Source organism: Pantoea sp. RIT413 (assembly GCF_003057675.2).
In the GTDB taxonomy this organism is placed as follows: domain Bacteria; phylum Pseudomonadota; class Gammaproteobacteria; order Enterobacterales; family Enterobacteriaceae; genus Pantoea; species Pantoea eucrina.
This window is the reverse complement of the sequence record NZ_QBJB02000001.1, coordinates 219,669-237,841: the sequence shown is the minus strand read 5'-3', so window position 1 is coordinate 237,841 and position 18,173 is coordinate 219,669. Positions and strand designations below refer to the sequence as shown.

At 57.6% G+C, this 18,173-nt stretch carries 19 protein-coding genes; 7 read left to right on the top strand and 12 right to left on the bottom strand.

The features are described from left to right. Window positions 1–118 precede the first annotated feature (118 nt). Window positions 119–1,111, top strand: a complete 993-nt coding sequence (locus tag DBY66_RS01155) for a 2-hydroxyacid dehydrogenase (RefSeq protein ID WP_104085003.1) — start codon at window positions 119–121, stop codon at window positions 1,109–1,111. 15 nt (window positions 1,112–1,126) lie between these two features. Here DBY66_RS01155 and DBY66_RS01150 read toward each other — a convergent pair whose 3' ends face one another. Further along, a complete protein-coding gene (locus DBY66_RS01150) occupies window positions 1,127–1,399 on the bottom strand; it encodes a DUF333 domain-containing protein (protein WP_108569345.1) in 273 nt (90 codons plus the stop codon). A gap of 189 nt (window positions 1,400–1,588) precedes the next feature. Here DBY66_RS01150 and DBY66_RS01145 point away from each other — a divergent pair, with 189 nt between their 5' ends. After that, window positions 1,589–2,245 carry an MgtC/SapB family protein gene (locus DBY66_RS01145; protein ID WP_039384476.1) on the top strand — a complete coding sequence of 219 codons (657 nt, stop codon included), beginning with the start codon at window positions 1,589–1,591 and terminating at the stop codon, window positions 2,243–2,245. A 179-nt stretch (window positions 2,246–2,424) separates the two neighbouring features. Further along, window positions 2,425–3,360, top strand: a complete 936-nt coding sequence (ttcA, locus tag DBY66_RS01140; protein WP_104085350.1) for a tRNA 2-thiocytidine(32) synthetase TtcA — start codon at window positions 2,425–2,427, stop codon at window positions 3,358–3,360. A 50-nt stretch (window positions 3,361–3,410) separates the two neighbouring features. Here the strand turns inward: ttcA and DBY66_RS17895 are convergent, their stop codons facing one another. The 3 genes from DBY66_RS17895 to DBY66_RS01130 form a co-directional block, all read right to left on the bottom strand. Next, window positions 3,411–3,557 (bottom strand): hypothetical protein, encoded by a 147-nt coding sequence (locus tag DBY66_RS17895; RefSeq protein ID WP_199559908.1) that lies wholly within the window; start codon window positions 3,555–3,557, stop codon window positions 3,411–3,413. A 246-nt stretch (window positions 3,558–3,803) separates the two neighbouring features. Next, window positions 3,804–4,787, bottom strand: coding sequence for a zinc transporter ZntB (gene zntB, locus DBY66_RS01135; protein ID WP_039384477.1), 984 nt, complete (start codon window positions 4,785–4,787; stop codon window positions 3,804–3,806). A gap of 95 nt (window positions 4,788–4,882) precedes the next feature. After that, window positions 4,883–6,502: a peptide ABC transporter substrate-binding protein gene (locus DBY66_RS01130; RefSeq protein ID WP_108569346.1), complete on the bottom strand. Its 1,620-nt coding sequence runs from the start codon at window positions 6,500–6,502 to the stop codon at window positions 4,883–4,885. A gap of 183 nt (window positions 6,503–6,685) precedes the next feature. Here DBY66_RS01130 and mpaA point away from each other — a divergent pair, with 183 nt between their 5' ends. Continuing rightward, window positions 6,686–7,399 (top strand): murein tripeptide amidase MpaA, encoded by a 714-nt coding sequence (gene mpaA, locus DBY66_RS01125; protein ID WP_039384479.1) that lies wholly within the window; start codon window positions 6,686–6,688, stop codon window positions 7,397–7,399. Here mpaA and ycjG read toward each other — a convergent pair. Continuing rightward, the gene (ycjG, locus tag DBY66_RS01120) at window positions 7,368–8,354 is read right to left on the bottom strand and encodes an L-Ala-D/L-Glu epimerase (protein WP_108569347.1); all 987 of its coding nucleotides are present in this window, start codon (window positions 8,352–8,354) and stop codon (window positions 7,368–7,370) included. The genes mpaA and ycjG overlap by 32 nt on opposite strands. Window positions 8,355–8,503: 149 nt before the next feature. Here ycjG and tpx point away from each other — a divergent pair, with 149 nt between their 5' ends. Then, complete coding sequence (tpx, locus tag DBY66_RS01115; RefSeq protein WP_039384481.1) at window positions 8,504–9,007, top strand: thiol peroxidase; 504 nt, start codon at window positions 8,504–8,506, stop codon at window positions 9,005–9,007. Between the two features lie 62 nt (window positions 9,008–9,069). On the opposite strand, the gene tyrR is transcribed toward tpx, so the two are convergent. From tyrR to pspA, 7 genes are all read right to left on the bottom strand, one after another. Further along, complete coding sequence (gene tyrR / locus DBY66_RS01110; RefSeq protein ID WP_104085005.1) at window positions 9,070–10,635, bottom strand: transcriptional regulator TyrR; 1,566 nt, start codon at window positions 10,633–10,635, stop codon at window positions 9,070–9,072. Between the two features lie 211 nt (window positions 10,636–10,846). After that, window positions 10,847–11,917, bottom strand: coding sequence for a TIGR01620 family protein (locus DBY66_RS01105; protein WP_039384483.1), 1,071 nt, complete (start codon window positions 11,915–11,917; stop codon window positions 10,847–10,849). Continuing rightward, the gene (locus DBY66_RS01100; RefSeq protein ID WP_039384484.1) at window positions 11,914–13,311 is read right to left on the bottom strand and encodes a YcjX family protein; all 1,398 of its coding nucleotides are present in this window, start codon (window positions 13,309–13,311) and stop codon (window positions 11,914–11,916) included. Before DBY66_RS01100 ends, DBY66_RS01105 begins: the two co-directional genes overlap by 4 nt. Beyond that, on the bottom strand, window positions 13,292–13,540 hold the full coding sequence (gene pspD / locus DBY66_RS01095; protein ID WP_039384485.1) for a phage shock protein PspD: 249 nt from the start codon (window positions 13,538–13,540) through the stop codon (window positions 13,292–13,294). Before pspD ends, DBY66_RS01100 begins: the two co-directional genes overlap by 20 nt. 45 nt (window positions 13,541–13,585) lie before the next feature. After that, window positions 13,586–13,933 (bottom strand): envelope stress response membrane protein PspC, encoded by a 348-nt coding sequence (gene pspC / locus DBY66_RS01090; RefSeq protein ID WP_039384486.1) that lies wholly within the window; start codon window positions 13,931–13,933, stop codon window positions 13,586–13,588. After that, on the bottom strand, window positions 13,930–14,154 hold the full coding sequence (gene pspB, locus DBY66_RS01085) for an envelope stress response membrane protein PspB (RefSeq protein WP_039384488.1): 225 nt from the start codon (window positions 14,152–14,154) through the stop codon (window positions 13,930–13,932). Before pspB ends, pspC begins: the two co-directional genes overlap by 4 nt. Window positions 14,155–14,213: 59 nt before the next feature. Continuing rightward, window positions 14,214–14,879 carry a phage shock protein PspA gene (gene pspA, locus DBY66_RS01080; RefSeq protein WP_071668851.1) on the bottom strand — a complete coding sequence of 222 codons (666 nt, stop codon included), beginning with the start codon at window positions 14,877–14,879 and terminating at the stop codon, window positions 14,214–14,216. A gap of 164 nt (window positions 14,880–15,043) precedes the next feature. Here pspA and pspF point away from each other — a divergent pair, with 164 nt between their 5' ends. Both pspF and sapA read left to right on the top strand, forming a co-directional pair. Continuing rightward, window positions 15,044–16,048, top strand: a complete 1,005-nt coding sequence (gene pspF, locus DBY66_RS01075) for a phage shock protein operon transcriptional activator (RefSeq protein WP_108569348.1) — start codon at window positions 15,044–15,046, stop codon at window positions 16,046–16,048. Window positions 16,049–16,554: 506 nt separating this feature from the next. After that, window positions 16,555–18,171, top strand: a complete 1,617-nt coding sequence (sapA, locus tag DBY66_RS01065; RefSeq protein WP_104085009.1) for an ABC transporter substrate-binding protein SapA — start codon at window positions 16,555–16,557, stop codon at window positions 18,169–18,171. Window positions 18,172–18,173 lie beyond the last annotated feature (2 nt).

Below are 18,173 nucleotides of genomic sequence, written 5' to 3'. Positions count from 1 at the left end.
CACGTAATCATTCGCAAATGAAGGTGTTAGCCTGGCCTGCTGCGTGAAGAAAAGCAAAGTCGCGCAGAAACCGTTATCCTTTAATGATACCGACATGGCATTTTTCAGGAGCGAAACAATGAAAGTTGCGGTTTACAGCACCAAGCACTATGACCAGAAATATTTTGAACAGGTCAACGCCCGTTTTGGATTTGAGCTGGTGTTCTTTGATTTCCTGCTCAGCGAGGATACGGCAAAAAATGCTGCCGGCTGTGACGCGGTCTGTATTTTCGTAAATGACGACTGCGGCAGAGCGGTACTGGAAGAGCTGGCGGCATTGGGCATTAAGTATATTGCCCTGCGCTGTGCCGGATTCAATAACGTCGATCTGCAGGCGGCTGCTGAGCTGGGCATGGAGGTCGTACGCGTGCCCGCCTACTCCCCGGAAGCGGTGGCGGAACACACGGTGGGTATGATGTTGGCGCTGAATCGCCGCATTCATCGCGCTTATCAGCGCACCCGTGACGCAAACTTTTCGCTTGATGGCCTGACCGGCTTCAACATGCACAATAAAACCGCAGGCGTGGTCGGTACGGGGAAAATCGGTGTGGCTACGCTGCGGATCCTGAAAGGATTTGGCATGAAGCTGCTGGCCTGTGATCCCTACCCGAGCGACGCTGCGCTTGAGCTGGGTGCAGAATATGTCGATCTGAAAACGCTGTTTGCCCGCTCGGATGTGATTACGCTGCACTGCCCGATGACGCCGGAAAATCATCATATGCTTAACGCGCAGGCGTTCAGCGAAATGAAAGATGGCGTGATGATCATCAATACCAGCCGCGGCGGCCTGATCGATTCGCAGGCGGCTATTGAAGCGCTAAAACAGCAGAAGATCGGGTCGCTGGGAATGGACGTCTATGAAAATGAACGCGATCTGTTTTTTGAGGACAAATCGAACGACGTTATTCAGGACGACATTTTCCGCCGCCTCTCTGCCTGCCACAACGTGCTGTTTACCGGACATCAGGCGTTTCTGACCGCAGAAGCCCTGACCGCCATCTCAGAAACCACGCTGGGTAATCTGCAGCAGCTCGATCAAGGCGAAGCGTGCCCGAACCGGGTTAAGCCCTGAAATGGTGCGCCCGCATCAGCGGGCGCACGTGCCACCTATCAGCGCCTGTTCATCGCAGCGGCGGCCGTTTGACAGCTGACACATGCCGATACGTGAACCATCCAGCTGGCGGGAAAATGCCAGCGTGCCCCCGGCACCGCTGCAGCTGCTTTCTGCCATCGCGGACATCACGACGTGCGGCTGGACGTGAGCCGCGGTCGCCTGCTGCGGCGGTTCGTTATCAGGGGTACTGCTGCAGGCGGAGAGCAGCAGTGCTGCACCAGCCAGCAGTAAAGAGGCAGCTTTCATTAGTCGGACTCCGGGGACAGGGGACGAAAAGTGCTCACAGCATATGACAGCCTCTGCTGCGAATCGAGTGCGGACATAGCTTTTTACAAAATTTCAGACCTTTCATTGCAAGCAGAATTATCCTGAAGAGAAGATTTTTGCCGGTTATCTTCTAAAATAATCCGTTATTTCAATTGCTCAGGGGAAATTATGTTAACCGATATGCTGTTACGCATCGCGCTGGCCGGCGTTCTCGGCGGGCTTATCGGACTTGAGCGTCAGATGCGGGCAAAAGAGGCGGGTCTGCGTACCCATATTCTGGTGGGGATCGGCAGCGCCCTGTTTATGCTGGTCTCGAAATATGGCTTTGCCGATATGCTCAGCAGCGACCATGTGGGTCTTGATCCCAGCCGCATCGCGGCGCAGGTCGTCAGCGGTATGGGCTTTCTCGGGGCCGGTACCATCATTATTCAGAAGCAGATCGTAAAAGGCCTGACTACCGCAGCGGGCCTCTGGGTTACCGCCGCCATCGGTCTGGTTATCGGTAGCGGCATGTATGAAATTGGCATTTATGGCACGCTGCTGGCGCTGGTCGTGCTGGAGGTTTTTCGCCGCCTCAGCCACTGGCTGATTGGCCGCCATCATACGCTGATCGTGCATCTGAAAGCCAAAAGCGTCCCGCTGGTGTTACTGGTGCTGCAGCGTGAAGGGATCCGCTACGGGCATATCGCGGTGGTCAACCGTGACGAAGAGAGCGGCCTGTGTGAACTCAGCGTAGAGGTCACACTCTCCCGCCGGGCACCGCGCCACAGCCTTTATGAGAAGGTCATGGATATTAAAGGGGTGCAGTCACTGGAGATGGTATAGAGGCGCAGACAGAGCAAAATTATTAGCCACGGATGCGGCAACAGATTAAAAGCGTTCACGCGAGGCTGGTATTCGCGCGCGCAATCCGTACCATACGCATCCATAACTACAGGTTTATGACCGCCAATGCGGGTTTCAGCCGCCTGTTCTGTTCGCCGGCACTCTCAAGCGTGAAAATAATGTCAGAAAATCAAGACGTAACAAAAAAAGAGCAATACAACTTCAATAAACTGCAGAAGCGCCTGCGCCGCAACGTCGGCGAAGCGATTGCTGACTTCAACATGATTGAAGAAGGCGACCGCATCATGGTCTGTCTCTCAGGCGGTAAAGACAGCTATACCATGCTGGAGATCCTGCGCAGCCTGCAGCAGAGCGCGCCGGTGAATTTTTCGCTGGTGGCGGTCAATCTCGATCAGAAGCAGCCCGGCTTCCCGGCGCATATTCTGCCCGCTTATCTTGAGACGCTGGGCGTGGAGTATAAAATTGTCACCGAAGATACTTACTCTATTGTTAAAGAGAAGATCCCGGAAGGCAAAACCACCTGCTCACTCTGCTCGCGTCTGCGTCGCGGTATTCTCTATCGCACCGCCAGCGAACTGGGCTGTACTAAAATTGCGCTCGGCCATCATCGCGACGATATCCTGCAGACGCTGTTTCTTAATATGTTCTACGGCGGCAAAATGAAAGGCATGCCGCCCAAGCTGATGAGTGATGACGGCAAGCATATTGTTATCCGCCCTCTCGCCTACTGCCGTGAAAAAGATATTATCCGCTTTGCTGAAGCGCGCCAGTACCCGATTATCCCCTGCAACCTGTGCGGTTCGCAGCCCAACCTGCAGCGTCAGGTGGTGGCCGATATGCTGCGCGACTGGGATAAACGTTTTCCGGGCCGCATTGAAACCATGTTCAGCGCCATGCAGAACATTGTGCCTTCGCATATGGCGGATATCAGCCTGTTCGATTTCAAAGGCATCCGCCATGGCGATGAAGTGGTTGATGGTGGTGATATTGGCTTCGATCGCGAAACGCTGCCGATGCAGCCCGCGGGCTGGCAGCCGGATGAGGATGCAGCAGCCACCGCGAAGCTGCGGCTGGATGTATTAGAGATAAAGTAGTTCTGCTGAGAACTACAAAGGCGCGTATCCCGGCGGGAACGCGCCTTTTTTTATTGATGCGGCGGCGGATCGCTGATGAGTGGCACATCGGGATCGTGCGGCGGCTCCGGCTCCGGAATGGGCTGCGGCTGCGGAACAGGCTCCGGAATCGGCACCGGGTCGGTTGGGATCGGTTCACTGGCGTGGATAGCTTGCATCGCTTTCTCCTGTTGCGGAACGTACTTTAAGCGTAGGAAAGCTTTGCTGAACAAGCCAGCATAAAAAAAACCGGCCCTGGGGCCGGTGTCAGAGGAATTAACTGTGCTATGCAGTAATTCGCAAACAGGAAGTAAGACAATATGGAGTACAACGCCCATCGCCTGACGTTGCATTCACCTGCGAAAGAGAGTGTGCCGCGATTTTCCGCAGGGTGAGTTGATATCGATCAGCTTTTCCCGCTTTTGCTACAGCCATTTGCGTTTTTTCAGCCATACCGCCACGCCCCCGACCATCAGCAGCAGGATCAGACAAAACAGCAGAAAACCGTGCTGCCAGTTACCGCCCGGAATGCCACCGAGGTTGACGCCAAACAGTCCGGTAAGAAAGGTCGCAGGCAGAAAAATCATCGCCATCAGTGACATGGTATACGTCCGGCGGTTCATCGACTCCGCCAGCAGCGAGGCGACCTCGTCAGCGAGGATGCCGGTGCGCGCCACGCCGGCGTTGAGATCGTCCAGGCCGCGGCCCAGACGGTCCGCCACGTCCTGCATGCGTCGCCGGTCGTCGTCACTCATCCACGGGAGTTTCTCGCTGGCCAGTCGCGCATAGACATCACGCTGCGGTGCCATATAGCGGCGCATGACGATCAGCTGCTTGCGCAGCAGCGCCAGCTCGCCTCTGGCCGGCACCTGCTGATCCATCAGCGCATCTTCCAGCTCAATAATCTTGTCATGCATATCTTCAATGAATTCGCTGGCGTGATCGGTCAGCGCGTCGCAGACATCCACCAGCCAGCTGCCGCCGTCTGCCGGGCCATTACCATGCTGCAGCTCATTGAGCACTTCATCTATCGCGTTGACTTTGCGGCGGCGCGTAGAGACGATCAGTTTGTCATTGATGAATACGCGCATCGCCACCAGCTGATCGGGACGCGAGTCGGCGTTGTGGTTCACGCTGCGCAGCACAATCATAAAGCCGTCGCCAAGCCGCGTGACGCGCGGCCGCATACTGTCGCCTGCCAGCGCATCGCGCACGGCATCGGGGATCAGCGGCGTATTCTGCAGCCACTCCGCGCTCTGGCGCTGCGCGTAATTCAGATGCAGCCAGCAGTGGCGCTCGCAGTGGATGATATCGTCATCTTTAATCGCGATAACGCCACCTTTGCCATCAAACTGACAGGCAATAATGGCATCTGATACCTGTAATGCTTTCCCTTCAATAACGTTCACGTCCCCACTCCACGCTCTCAATCAACAGGCTACAGTCTAGCGCCGCGCTTTTCAGTTGCAATCGCGCCGGTGTATGCAAACGTGACGCAAGGTACTCAGTGCTTTTCAATCCACAACTCGCGGCTGTAAGCCACATCTTCCGGGTTGGTGATGGGATAGCCTTTTACCCACGGTTTTATCAGGCGGCCGTTTGTATATTGATATAGCGGTGCGATGGGTGCCTGGTCGGCAATGATCTGCTCCGCTTTGTTGTAATCTGCATTGCGCGCCTGCACGCTGGTTTCGGTACTCGCTTTTGCCAGTAGCGCGTCATACTCCGCGCTATTGAAACGCGCAATATTCCCGCTGTGGCTGGCCGTCAGCAGACTGAGAAAGGTAGAGGGTTCGTTATAATCACCGACCCACGAGGCGCGGATCACATCAAAATTTCCGCTGTTGCGGCTGTCGATATAGGTTTTCCACTCCTGGTTTTGCAGCGTAACCTCTGCGCCCAGAGTCTTTTTCCACATCGAGGCGACGGCGATAGCAATTTTCTGGTGGCTTTCTGAGGTGTTATAGAGCAGCGTCAGATGCAGCGGCTTAACTGGACCGTAGCCCGCTGCCGCGAGCAGCGCTTTCGCCTGCGCATTCAGCTCCTGCTGGCTATGCTGCTGCAGATAGCTCTGCTGTGACGTAAAACCGGCCGTCACATCGGGAGTGAAATGCCACGCCGGCTTCTCGCCGGTCCCCAGCACCTTCTCCGCAATAATGCGGCGATCGATACTCCACGAAAGCGCTTTACGCACGCGCACATCAGCCGTCGGTCCTTTCTGCGTATTAAAGGCGTAGTAGTAGGTTCCGAGCTGGTCAGGGGTATAGACCTCACCCGGCAGACTCTTTTTCAATAGCGCAAACATATTTTTCGGAAATGATTCGGTGATATCGATATCCCCGGCGCGGTAGCGCTTAGTGGCGCTGGACTCTTCATTGATGGGCAGAAAGGTCACCTGCGTCAGCACTGAATGCTTGTCGTCCCAGTAATGTTTATTGCGCACCAGAACAATCTTTTCGTTTACGACCCGCGTTTGTAACTGATAGGCGCCATTTCCCACCAGCTTGCCCGGTGCGGTCCACGCGTCACCTTCAGCCTGGATAACTTTTTGCGGCACGGGAAACAGCGCGGCGTTGGCCATCATGGCTGGCAGCCACGGCACCGGTCGTGACAGCGTCACTTTCAGATGGGTGGCATCGGTGGCCGTTACGCCCAGTTTCTCCGGACTCATGCTGCCTTTGGTAATCGCTTCCGCATTTTCAATACCGCTCAGCGCCGCAAACCAGGCAAAAGGCGAACTGTTTTTCGGATCGACCAGACGCTGCCAGCTGTAGACAAAATCCTGCGCAGTGACCGGGCTGCCATCTGACCAGCGCGCATCTTTGCGCAGCGTAAACAGCCAGATTTTATTGTCATTACTGCTCCAGCTCTCAGCGACACCGGGCACAATCTGGCCTTTTGCATCCTGACTGGTGAGGCCTTCAAACAGGTCGCGCATGACCTGAATTTCCGGCAATCCCACGGCTTTCATGGGATCAAGCGAGGCGGGTTCATCTTTGATGTGGCGAACAATTGTCTGCTGGCTGGCGAGCAGCGCGCCCGCCGGTATCTCAGCAGCAGTAGCCGGAAAAAACGTGCTGCTGACGATCAGCGCCAGCGCCGTGGGGAAAAACAGAGGCTTCATCATCACTCCTTAACAGAAAAAAGGGCGACCTGAAGTGCGTAATGTCGCCAGCAACTCCGGCAACTGTAACGCAAATTGCTGATTGGTATGTAGCTATTTCCCGGTTTGCTGTTTACCGTTAATGTAGTGCCGGACAGGCGCGCGCCCCGCTCGTTTGCAGAGCCGCTCACAGGAGAGCCTGATATGTCATTTCATCACCCGCGACCGCAGCGCGGTCAGCTTGATGCGGTCTGGCAGCAGTATGGTCGCTCGGCGCTCGGCGCCCCGCTGCTCTGGTTTCCGGCGCAGTCAGCTGATGAAGAGAGCGGACTGATCATCGCCGGCACTCACGGCGATGAGAACGCCGCAATCGCCACGCTTTCCGCCGCGTTGCGGACGCTGCCAGCCTCCCTGCGCCGCCATCATGTCATTCTGGCCGTGAATCCGGACGGCTGTCAGCTCGGGCTGCGCGCCAACGCGCGCGGCGTCGATCTCAACCGTAACTTTCCCGCCGCTAACTGGCAGCGGGGCGATACGCACTACCGCTGGAACAGCGCCGCTGACGCACGCGATGTGGTGCTCTCTACTGGTGAGAAGCCCGCCTCCGAACCCGAAACCAGCGCGCTGTGCCAGCTGATCCATCAGCTGCAGCCGCGCTGGGTGGTCTCATGGCATGAACCGCTGGCCTGTATCGACGATCCCCATCACAGCGCGCTGGCGCGCTGGCTGGGTGAGCAGACCGCATTGCCGGTGGTAAGCAGCGTGGGATACGCCACGCCGGGTTCTTTTGGCAGCTGGTGCGCCGATCTGGGGCTACTCTGCATTACGGCGGAAATGCCGCCGATTTCCGTTGATGAGGCGACCGAACGCTATCTTGAGGCGATGATTAATCTGCTGCGCTGGCAGGCGCCGCATTAAGTGTGCCATAGCTGAATGAGAGCGCGGGATCGACATCTGCTGCCAGCCAGGTCGGGCCATCCAGATCGGTGAAGGCGGCCTGTGAAACCAGCGGCAGCGCGGCCCGGATAGCGCGCGAGGTACAGAGCATACAGCCCAGCATCAGCGTAAATCCCTGCTCACGCGCGGTAGCGGCCAGCGCCAGCGCCTCTGTCAGGCCGCCGGTTTTATCCAGCTTGATATTGATCATCTCGTAGCGCCCCGCCAGTTCCGCCAGGCTGTCGCGCGTATGGCAACTCTCATCTGCGCAGATCGGCAGCGGATGGACAAAATTTGCCAGCGCAGCATCCTGCCCGGCGGGCAGCGGCTGCTCCAGCATCGCAATATTGAGATCCGCCAGCAGCTGACAGCGTGCCGCCAGCCCTTCCGCTTCCCAGGATTCATTTGCGTCGATAATCAGGGTCGCTTCCGGCACCGCGCTGCGGATCGCTACCAGCCGCTCACTGATCAGATGATTATCCATTTTCACTTTGAGCAGCTTTGCACCATGCTGCCACAGCGCCAGCGCGCTGCTGGCCATCGCTTCCGGCGTATCGATACTGATGGTGCGCGCCGTGGCTACCTGCCCGGCCAGAGGGCGATCGCACAGCGCGGCCAGCGTCTGCCCATGCTGCTGGCGTTCCAGATCCCAGAGCGCACAATCAATGGCATTGCGCGCCGCACCCGCCGGCATCGCCTGCTGCAGCGCGCTTCGGGTTAAGCCCTGCTGCAGCGCGGGCAGCTGAGCGGCAATCTGCGCCAGCACTGAGGTCTCGCTCTCACCATAACGGGCATACGGGGTCGCTTCTCCGGTGCCTTTAATACCATTCTCTTCAATTTCCACCACCACAACCTGCGCTTCCGTCCGGCTGCCGCGCGAGATAACGAACGGCGAATGCAGTGGCCAGGCTTCAGGATAACTCTTCACTGTTCTCATTTTTACACCTTAAAATTGTGCGCCTGATGTGAAGCTGAGCGATTATTGTAAGAAAGGTAATCGTAAACCCCTAAAAATTATGGCATAAACTTTAACGGTTTTCGTAAAGTCGCGCGCTGCGCTGACTTTTCATTTAAAAAGGAGATTGTATGTCACAGAACGTTCACTTTCAGGGTAATCCTGTTCCGGTTGCCGGCCACTTCCCGCAGGCAGGCGAGCAGGCGCAGCCTTTTACGCTGGTCACTAAAGATCTGGCTGATGTTTCGCTGGCAGACTATGCCGGAAAGCGCAAAGTGCTGAACATCTTCCCGAGTATCGATACCGGCGTCTGCGCCGCCTCGGTTCGCAAGTTTAACGAGCGCTCCGGTGATACCAGCAACACCGTAGTGCTCTGCATTTCAGCTGACCTGCCGTTTGCCCAGTCACGCTTCTGCGGCGCGGAGAACGTCGCCAATGTGGTCACGCTTTCCGCTATGCGCGGCTCTGAGTTCAAAGAGAATTATGGCGTCGCTATCTCTGACGGCCCGCTAAAAGGCCTGACCGCCCGTGCAGTAGTGGTGCTTGATGAGAATGACAAGGTGCTTTACAGCCAGCTGGTCAATGAGATCACCGAAGAGCCCGATTACGATGCAGCGCTGGCCGCGCTGAAGTAAGTTGCTCATAAAAAAACCGTCCTTACGGGACGGTTTTTACTGTTCAGAACAGGCCAGCGCAGCTACTCGCTCTCTCCGCGCTTCTGCCCTAATCCATATTCACGCAGTTTATTGGCAATCGCCGTGTGCGATACGCCCAGACGTTTGGCCAGCTTACGCGTGCTGGGATAGGAGAGATAGAGCCGGGTCAGTACCGAACGCTCAAAGCGGCCGGTGATCTCATCCAGCGATCCCTCCAGCGCCTCTTCACCCAGCGACACATCCAGCGCCTGCTCCGGCAGCACGATATCCTGCGGACGCAGCTCATAACCTTCCAGCTGCGTCATGGCCCGATAGAGCGTGTTTTTCAGCTGCCGGACATTGCCCGGCCAGCTGTAGCGCGTCAGGAACGGCAGCAGCTGCGGTGACAGGCGCGGGCGCGGCAGCCCCTGCTCATCGGCAAAACGCGCCACAAACATCTCTGTCAGCGGCAGAATATCAAGCGGACGCTCGCGCAGCGGCGGCAGATTCAGCGTCAGCACGTTGAGCCGGTAAAAGAGATCCTCGCGGAACTCCCCACGCTGTACCATCTCAATCAGGTTCTTTTGCGTGGCGCAGATCACCCGGACATCAACATGCACTTCATGATCTTCGCCTACGCGGCGAAAGGTCCCGTCGTTGAGAAAACGCAGCAGCTTGGTCTGCATACGCGGCGACATCTCACCGATTTCGTCCAGCAGCACCGAGCCGCCGCTGGCCTGCTCAAAAAAGCCCTTTTTCCCCTCCAGCGCGTTGGGATAGGCGCCGGCCGCGTGGCCAAACAGCTCGCTCTCCGCCACGTCGTCCGGAATCGAACCGCAGTTGAGCGCGAGAAACGGTTTTTTACCGCGTGCGCTGCGCAGGTGGCAGGCGCGCGCCAGCATATCTTTGCCGGTGCCGGTATCGCCCACAATCAGCAGCGGCGCATCGTGCATCGCCAGTTTACGCGCCTGCTCAATGACCTGACGCATTTTAGGCGTCACCGCCACGATATGGTCAAACTCGGACTCATCCGTGACGCTGAGATTCTGCAGCTGACGTCCCATACGCGCCGTGGACTTCAGCGTAATCATTGCGCCCACCGGGTTATCGCCCTGCTCATCGCTGTCTGCAAGGTAGATGGGTCGCGCTTCCAGCAGAAAGTCACGCCCCTGAATCACCACATGCTGGGTCTGCGCCTCTACCCGTTCGCTCTCCAGCCAGCGCTGAAAATTAACGCCGCCAATCAGTGACGCCACGCTGTGATTGCGGATTTTCTGCTCATCCAGCGCAAACAGATGCTGCGCAGCCGGATTGGCCAGCTCAATTTTGCCTTTAAGATCGATAGAGAAGACCGGCTCCGGCATCGCCACCAGCAGCGCGCTGAGCGCGCGATGTTCGCGCTCAGAGGGCAGATATGCCACGGTACGCACGTCGGTGACGCCGGGCGTGCGCCGGATCTCTGCCATCAAATTGCTGAAAGCGTCAAACTCCAGCGCAGAAAAGCTGAGATAGATGCGGCCCTGCGGGGCAATTTCGATGCCGCGTAAATCGATATTGCGGGCGACCAGCAGGTCGAGCAGTTCACGCGCCAGACCGATTCGGTCATGACAAAAAACTTCCAAACGCATGGCAGTAAGCCTTAGTCAGGTTTTGATTTCAGAGATAATACGCTAACTTGCAGCACCTCAGAAGGGCTGTGTCATGAAAAGTTGACAGTGCAGCACAGATTCCCCTTTTCGCCGGGTCAGACAGAGCTGCTTATGCCGGGAAGAAACGAAAAAGGCAACGTTTACGTTGCCTTTTAGCATGGGAGCAGAATGAAAGTGACAGGAACGTTGATTATTTAGCACTCTGCTCTGAGGCGGAGCTGCCTTTTGCCAGCGAGGTTTTAAGCTGGCTCACCAGGTCGCGGCGGAAGTCGCCAAGGCGGGGTTTATCCTCTTCCAGCCACGGCAGCGGACGGCACAGCTCCATCGCTTTTATGCCCAGCCGCGCGGTCAGCAACCCGGCACCGATACCCTGTGCGGCACGGGCTGAAAGACGCGCCGCGATATCCTGCGACATCCAGTCCATCCCCACTTCGCGCACCAGTTCGGACGCGCCGGCAAAGGCCATATTGAGCAGCACCAGACGAAACAGACGGATACGGCTGAAATAACCCAGTTCGATGCCGTAAATCGCGGCGATACGATTCACCAGCCGCAGATTACGCCAGGCGATAAACGCCATATCCACCAGCGCCAGCGGGCTGACGGCAATCATCAGGGTCGATTCCGCGGCGTGGCGGCTGATTTCACTGCGCGCCTGGCGATCGAGTACCGGCTGCACCAGCTGTGCGTAGAGCGTGACAATCTCGCGATCGTTATGCGTCTCATGCAGCGCGGCATACCAGCGCTGCAGCGCCGGATGCGCCTGATCGAGCCGCGCCTGCTGCGCGAGATTTTCACAAAAGGCGCGTGCTTTGCCGATGCCGTGACTCTGCAGCAGGTCACGCGCCACATCGCGCGATTCTGCGCGCTGGCGCAGCCGCCACAGACGCCGCCACTCCGCAATCAGTGCGCCGGCGCCAGCCAGCACAATCAGCCCGCCTGCCGCCCCGCTGCCCAGGGCAAACCAGTCGCGCGCCTGCCACGCATCGTGCATAAACTGTACGCCCTGAGCCAGCACGCTCACGGTGAACACCGCCACGCCCGCAGCGGCTATTTTACGCCACAGGCTGCGTTTAGGTCGCAGCGCCGCCTCCACCATCTTTTCACCGGCGCCTTCAGGCAGCGGATCTGCCCCGGTCGCTGCGACAAAATCGGCAGTTTTTACGTCAAACGTCTGCGCAGCACGCAGCGGTGGCTGCGCATCGCTGCTGAGCGGACGGGCAAAATCGATTCGCGCTTTTAACGGCGTCTCATCACTCATCGCAATTTATCTCCCAGTAAAAATTCCAGCGCGGCATCCATGCGGATATGCGGCAGAGGCCGATCTATATCCAGCGATTGCGGCCGGAATTGCTCAAACTGAAACCCCTGCTGCTGCCAGAAGCTGTTCCCCGGCAAACGGGGCGGCACCTCACCCGGATAAACGGTGAGCGGCTCACCATCTGTCAGCCGCTCACCGCGCAGTGCCGGCAGCTTTTCGCCCCGGTGATCCACCAGGCCGCTTTCGGTAGCCTGTATAGCGGCCAGTCCGAGGCAATCCATGCTGATACCTTCAAATGCGGCGTTCTGCCAGGCATCCTGTACCAGCTGCTGCAGCAGCGACACCATATTGGCGTGCTGATCGGCGGTGATGTGATCGGCTTTCGTCGCGGCAAACAGCAGCTTGTCTATCACCGGGGAGAAGAGGCGCCGGAACAGGGTCCGCTGACCGTAATGAAAACTCTGCATGAGCTGAGTCAGCGCCAGACGCATATCATTAAACGCCTGCGGCCCGCTGTTCAGCGGCTGCAGACAGTCCACCAGCACAATTTGCCGGTCAAAACGCAGAAAATAATTTTTATAGAAGCCTTTCACCACGTGCGAACAGTAGTAGTTATACCGCTGCTGCAGTACGGCAAAATTACTGCCGGCCGGCGCCTGTGCCAGTTTGCTCACAGCCTGCTCATCCGCATCGGGCCACGGGAAAAACTGCAGCGCCGGTGCGCCCGCCATCTCGCCCGGCAGCACAAAGCGGCCCGGCTGAATAAAGTGCAGCCCCTGGCTTTTGCAGTGGTGCAGATAATCTGTCCAGGCGGCGGCAATCTCTGCCAGCTGGTTTTCATTAGCGGGTGCCAGCGGATCGAGGTTATGGCAGAGCTCACGCCAGCGGGCTGACCATTTCTCTCTGTCGCCCTGCAGCAGCCCGCGCATCTGCCGCGACCAGCTGACATAATCCTGCGCCAGCATGGGCAGATCGAGCAGCCATTCACCGGGATAGTCAACGATCTCAAGATAGAGCGTGGCGGTATCTTTGAAGTGACGCAGCAGTGAGTTATCAGGCCGGTAGCGCAGCGCGAGGCACATTTCGCTGACGCCGCGCGTTGGGGTGGGCCATGCGGGTGGCGCGCCGTAGAGCTGAGCCAGCCCTTCATCATAGGTAAAGCGCGGCGTACCGAGCTCGCGCTGCGGCACGCGCTTGACGCCAAGTAAACGCTCTTCGCGTACCACTGAAAACAGCGGCAGGCGCGCGCCGTGATGGACGTTCAGCAGCTGATTGACCAGCGAGGTAATAAACGCGGTCTTGCCGCTGCGGCTCAGTCCGGTGACCGCCAGGCGCAGATGACGATCCACGCCGCGGTTCATCAACGCGACAAGTTCATTTTGCAGTTTTTTCATCGTTCTCCCTGATGAATCGCGCTGACAGACGGCGAAACGCCCTGCTCAGCAGCGGTTCCAGGGCGGCCGCCAGCAACAGGCGCAGCGGACGGCGCGCCACCGATTTAACAGCCCAGCCGGCGAGCCCGCCGGGACCATATGTTACCGCACTGATAATGATGAATTTTCCGGCCGACTTCAACGCAGGTGTTGCGCGACGGCGCAGAGCAGTCATTCGCTGAGTGTGCATAAAGCCCCTTATGAGTTGAGATGCGGACCCGCGAGGGTCCGGGGATCAGAGCTGACGAAAACGGCTGCGCACGCTGAAGGTTTCAGAGGTCACGTAACGCTCTACATCACGAACGCTGCGCTCATCCTGGCTCAGGGTCAGCGCCAGCTCATCCAGCAGTTCACGGGCCGTTGGCTGCTTCTGATCCGGCAGCGTGGCCGGTTTCTCATCCAGCACATAGCCGAGAATAAAATAGGCGGTCACGGTGATCATAAACAGGCCAAAGAACAGTGACAGCACGACGATGACGCGCAGCAGACGCACCGGTATGTCGAGATATTCCGCTACGCCGGCACACACGCCGCGTACTTTGCCCTGCTGCGGAATGCGCCAGAGTTTGCGATCGCCTGTCATGGCTGCCTCCAGTTTGGATGCTCCGCATCAAGAATCGCTTCCAGCGCCTGAACGCGTTCGCGCATACGTTGCGCCTCCTGCGTCAGCTGCTGCAGCCGCTGCATATCATTATTCGACAGTTCACCTGCGCTGCGCCGGTTGCTGTAATGCAGCCATAACCAGATGGGTGCGACAAATAGCACAAAAATCGTCAGGGGTATGGCAAGAAAAAGTGCGCTCATTGACTCTCCTTAATCATCTACACCGTTTCAGCCGGGCCCGAAAACGGGCCCGGACGCGATCACTCACCGCGGTTCATTCTGGCTTTCAGTGCGGCAAGCTGCTGGCTGATTTCATCATCAGCTTTCAGCTCAGCAAACTGCTGATCCAGCGTTTTTGATTTACCAAAGCGCTGGCTTTCCGCTTCAGCTTCCATATGGTCGATACGACGTTCAAAGGACTCAAAGCGCGCCATCGCATCATCAATTTTGCCGCTGTCGAGCTGACGACGAACATCGCGTGATGAGGAAGCCGCCTGATGGCGCAGCGTCAGCGCCTGCTGGCGGGCGCGGGTTTCACCGAGCTTATTTTCCAGCTCGCCGATCTCGCCTTTCATTCGCTCCAGCGTCTCATCCACCTGCGTTGATTCCTGCTGCAGCAGGCTAATCAGATCGGTGAGTTTCTGTTTTTCAATCAGCGCAGAGCGTGCCAGATCCTCTTTCTCTTTGCTGATAGCCAGCTCCGCTTTTTCCTGCCACTCCGACTGCTGGACCTCAGCCTGTTCAATACGGCGCAGCAGCTGCTTTTTCTCAGCCAGCGCGCGCGCTGAAGTTGAACGTACCTCAACCAGCGTGTCTTCCATTTCCTGAATCATCAGGCGTACCAGTTTCTGCGGATCTTCTGCGCGCTCAAGCAGCGAGTTAATGTTAGCGTTTACGATGTCAGCGAAACGAGAAAAAATACCCATAATGATGTTCCTCAATATTGTCATGTATATGGTCGGGACGCCTGTAGTGCTTACAAGATGCGTGCCAACTTTTAAGTAACTGATTTTATTGAGTGCTCTGGGTTTACATTCCTGCTGCGAAAGGCCAGGATGAGTAAATTACACAACTGTTGGTGAAATTCATCATGGCTAATGGCAACGATAACCTGCTGGGCGAGTCGAATAATTTTCTTGAAATGCTGGAGCAGGTGTCTCAGCTGGCACCGCTGGAAAAACCGGTGCTGGTCATTGGTGAGCGCGGCACCGGTAAAGAGCTGATCGCCAGCCGGCTGCACTATCTGTCTGAACGCTGGCAGGGCCCTTTTATCTCGCTTAATTGTGCAGCGCTTAATGAGAGCCTGCTCGACTCGGAACTCTTCGGGCATGAGGCGGGCGCTTTTACCGGCGCGCAGAAGCGTCATCTTGGCCGCTTTGAGCGCGCCGACGGCGGCACGCTGTTTCTTGATGAGCTGGCGACCGCACCGATGCTGGTTCAGGAGAAGCTACTGCGCGTAATCGAATATGGCCAGCTGGAGCGCGTTGGCGGTAATCACGCGCTGCAGGTTAATGTACGCCTGGTCTGCGCCACCAATGAAGATCTGCCCGCGCTCGCTGCTGCCGGAAAATTCCGGGCGGACCTGCTGGATCGTCTCGCCTTTGATGTGGTGCAGCTGCCGCCGCTGCGCCAGCGACGCAGCGATATTCTGCTTATGGCGGAGCATTTTGCTATTCAGATGTGTCGCGAGCTGCGTCTGCCGCTGTTTCCCGGCTTCAGCGAACGTGCGCAGCGGGAGCTGCTGGCTTACCACTGGCCCGGCAACGTGCGCGAACTGAAGAATGTCGTGGAGCGTTCCGTGTATCGTCACCGCAGCACCGAAGAGCCGCTGGACACGATCATCATCAATCCGTTTGCTTCACGTGCCACAGATTCAGCAGAGCCGCAGCGCCCTGCCGAATCTGCAGCCCTGCCCGCGCTGCCGCTCGATTTGCGCCAGTGGCAGTATCAGCAGGAGCGCGCGCTGCTGGAAGTGAGCCTGCAACAGGCAAAGTTTAACCAGCGGCGCGCGGCCGGGCTGCTGGGTGTGACCTATCATCAGCTGCGGGCAATGATGAAAAAGCATGATATTCAGGTACGGGATGAGAGTGAGTAGTAAGGTGGCAGCAAGGCGGCAAGTGAAGCGGAGACCGGGAGCATACATCAGTATGTAACCGGTTCTGCTGAACGCGGCCAGTGCAGCTGCCGCAGACCAGACAGCCTTTTTTCAAACTGACTGGTGTGGCAGCAAGGCGGCAAGTGAAGCCGCGACCGGGAGCATACATCAGTATGTGACCGGTTCTGCTGAACGCAGCCAACGCCGCTGCCGCGCCAGTCAGGAAGAAAAAAAAAGCCCGCACAGGGCGGGCAACATAATACTGGAAGCAATGTGAGCAATGTCGTGCTCTTCTCCGGCAGAGCCACCGGTGAAGCGCAGGTGAATAATAATCATTCCTATTATCATCTGTAAAGCTTTATTGAGAATTTTTCTCATTCCCACACAGTTACTGCGCCTGCTTTCTGGACGATATGGCTGTTATTGCTGCTGGCGTGCGGGGGAGTTTGGGAACTCTTACCGGTTTGCGATACACTCTGGCTATTGCCTCAGAATCGTTGAGTTCTATGCTAAAAATTCTCTTCTCGCTGCTGCTGAGTTTCAGCGCTTTGAGCGCGTCTGCTGCGCCTGCGGAATCGATCCGTCAGACCGGCTTTGTCTATTGTGTAAACGGCAGCGTTAACACTTTTAACCCGCAGATGGTCAGCAGCGGCCTGGTGGTTGATACCCTGGCCGCGCAGCTCTACGACAGACTGCTGGACGTTGACCCTTACACTTATCGTTTAATACCCGATCTGGCGCAGAGCTGGGAAGTGCGCGATAACGGCGCAACCTACCGGTTTCATCTGCGGCGGAATGTCTCTTTCCAGCATACCGCCAGCTTTACGCCCCGCCGCACGCTGAACGCCGATGATGTGGTATTCAGTTTTGCGCGGATGTTTGACCGGCATCATCCGTGGCATAATGTTAACGGCGGCAGCTATCCCTATTTTGACAGCCTGCAGTTTGCCGACTCCGTCCAGAGCGTCAAAAAGCTGGATCGCTATACCGTGGAGATCCGCCTGAACGCGCCTGACGCCTCTTTTTTATGGCATATCGCTACCCACTACGCGCCGGTACTGTCACAGGAGTATGCCGCGCAGCTGGATGCCAAAGGGCAGCAGGAGAAGCTGGATCGCGAACCGGTGGGCACCGGTCCCTATCAGCTGAGCGAGTATCGTACCGGGCAGTATCTGCGCCTGGCGCGTAATCCCTGGTACTGGAAGGGCGTACCGCGCCTGCAGCAGGTGGTGATTGACCTGGGCGTTGGCGGCACCGGCCGTCTGTCAAAACTGCTGACCGGCGAGTGTGACGTACTGGCTTATCCGGCGGCGAGCCAGCTCTCGATCCTGCGCGACGATCCGCGTTTGCGCATGACGCTGCGCCCCGGCATGAATATCGCTTATCTGGCGTTTAACACCCGTAAAGCGCCGCTGGACCGGCCTGAAGTGCGGCACGCGCTGGCGCTGGCAATCAATAATGAGCGCCTGATGGAGTCCATTTATTACGGCACGGCGGAAACTGCAGCGTCTATCCTGCCGCGCGCCTCGTGGGCCTATGACAGCGACGCCCGCGTAACGGAATATAATCCGGACAAATCGCGCGCGGCGCTGAAAGCCCTCGGCATCGAAAACCTGACGCTGCGTCTGGTGGTGCCAACCACCTCCATGTCCTGGAACCCCAGCCCGCTTAAAACCGCCGAGCTGCTGCAGGCGGATCTGGCGCAGGTCGGCGTTAACGTTATTATCACCCCGGTTGAGGGCCGCTTTCAGGAAGCGCAGCTGATGGCGATGAACCACGATTTAACCCTGAGCGGCTGGGCCACCGACAGCAACGATCCTGATAGCTTCTTCCGTCCGCTGCTCAGCTGTGCGGCGATCCGTTCCCAGACCAACTATGCTCACTGGTGTTCCCCGGCGTTCGATGAGTCTCTGCAGCGCGCCCTGCTCTCTCAGCAGCTCTCCGCGCGGATTGAAAGCTATGACCGTGCACAGCAGCTGCTTGCTCAGGAGCTGCCGGTATTGCCGCTCGCCTCTTCACTGCGCGTGCAGGCGTACCGGCACGATATTCAGGGGCTGGTACTGAGTCCGTTTGGCAACGCCTCTTTCGCCGGCGTACATCGTGATGAGCAGAGCGGAGAGTAACC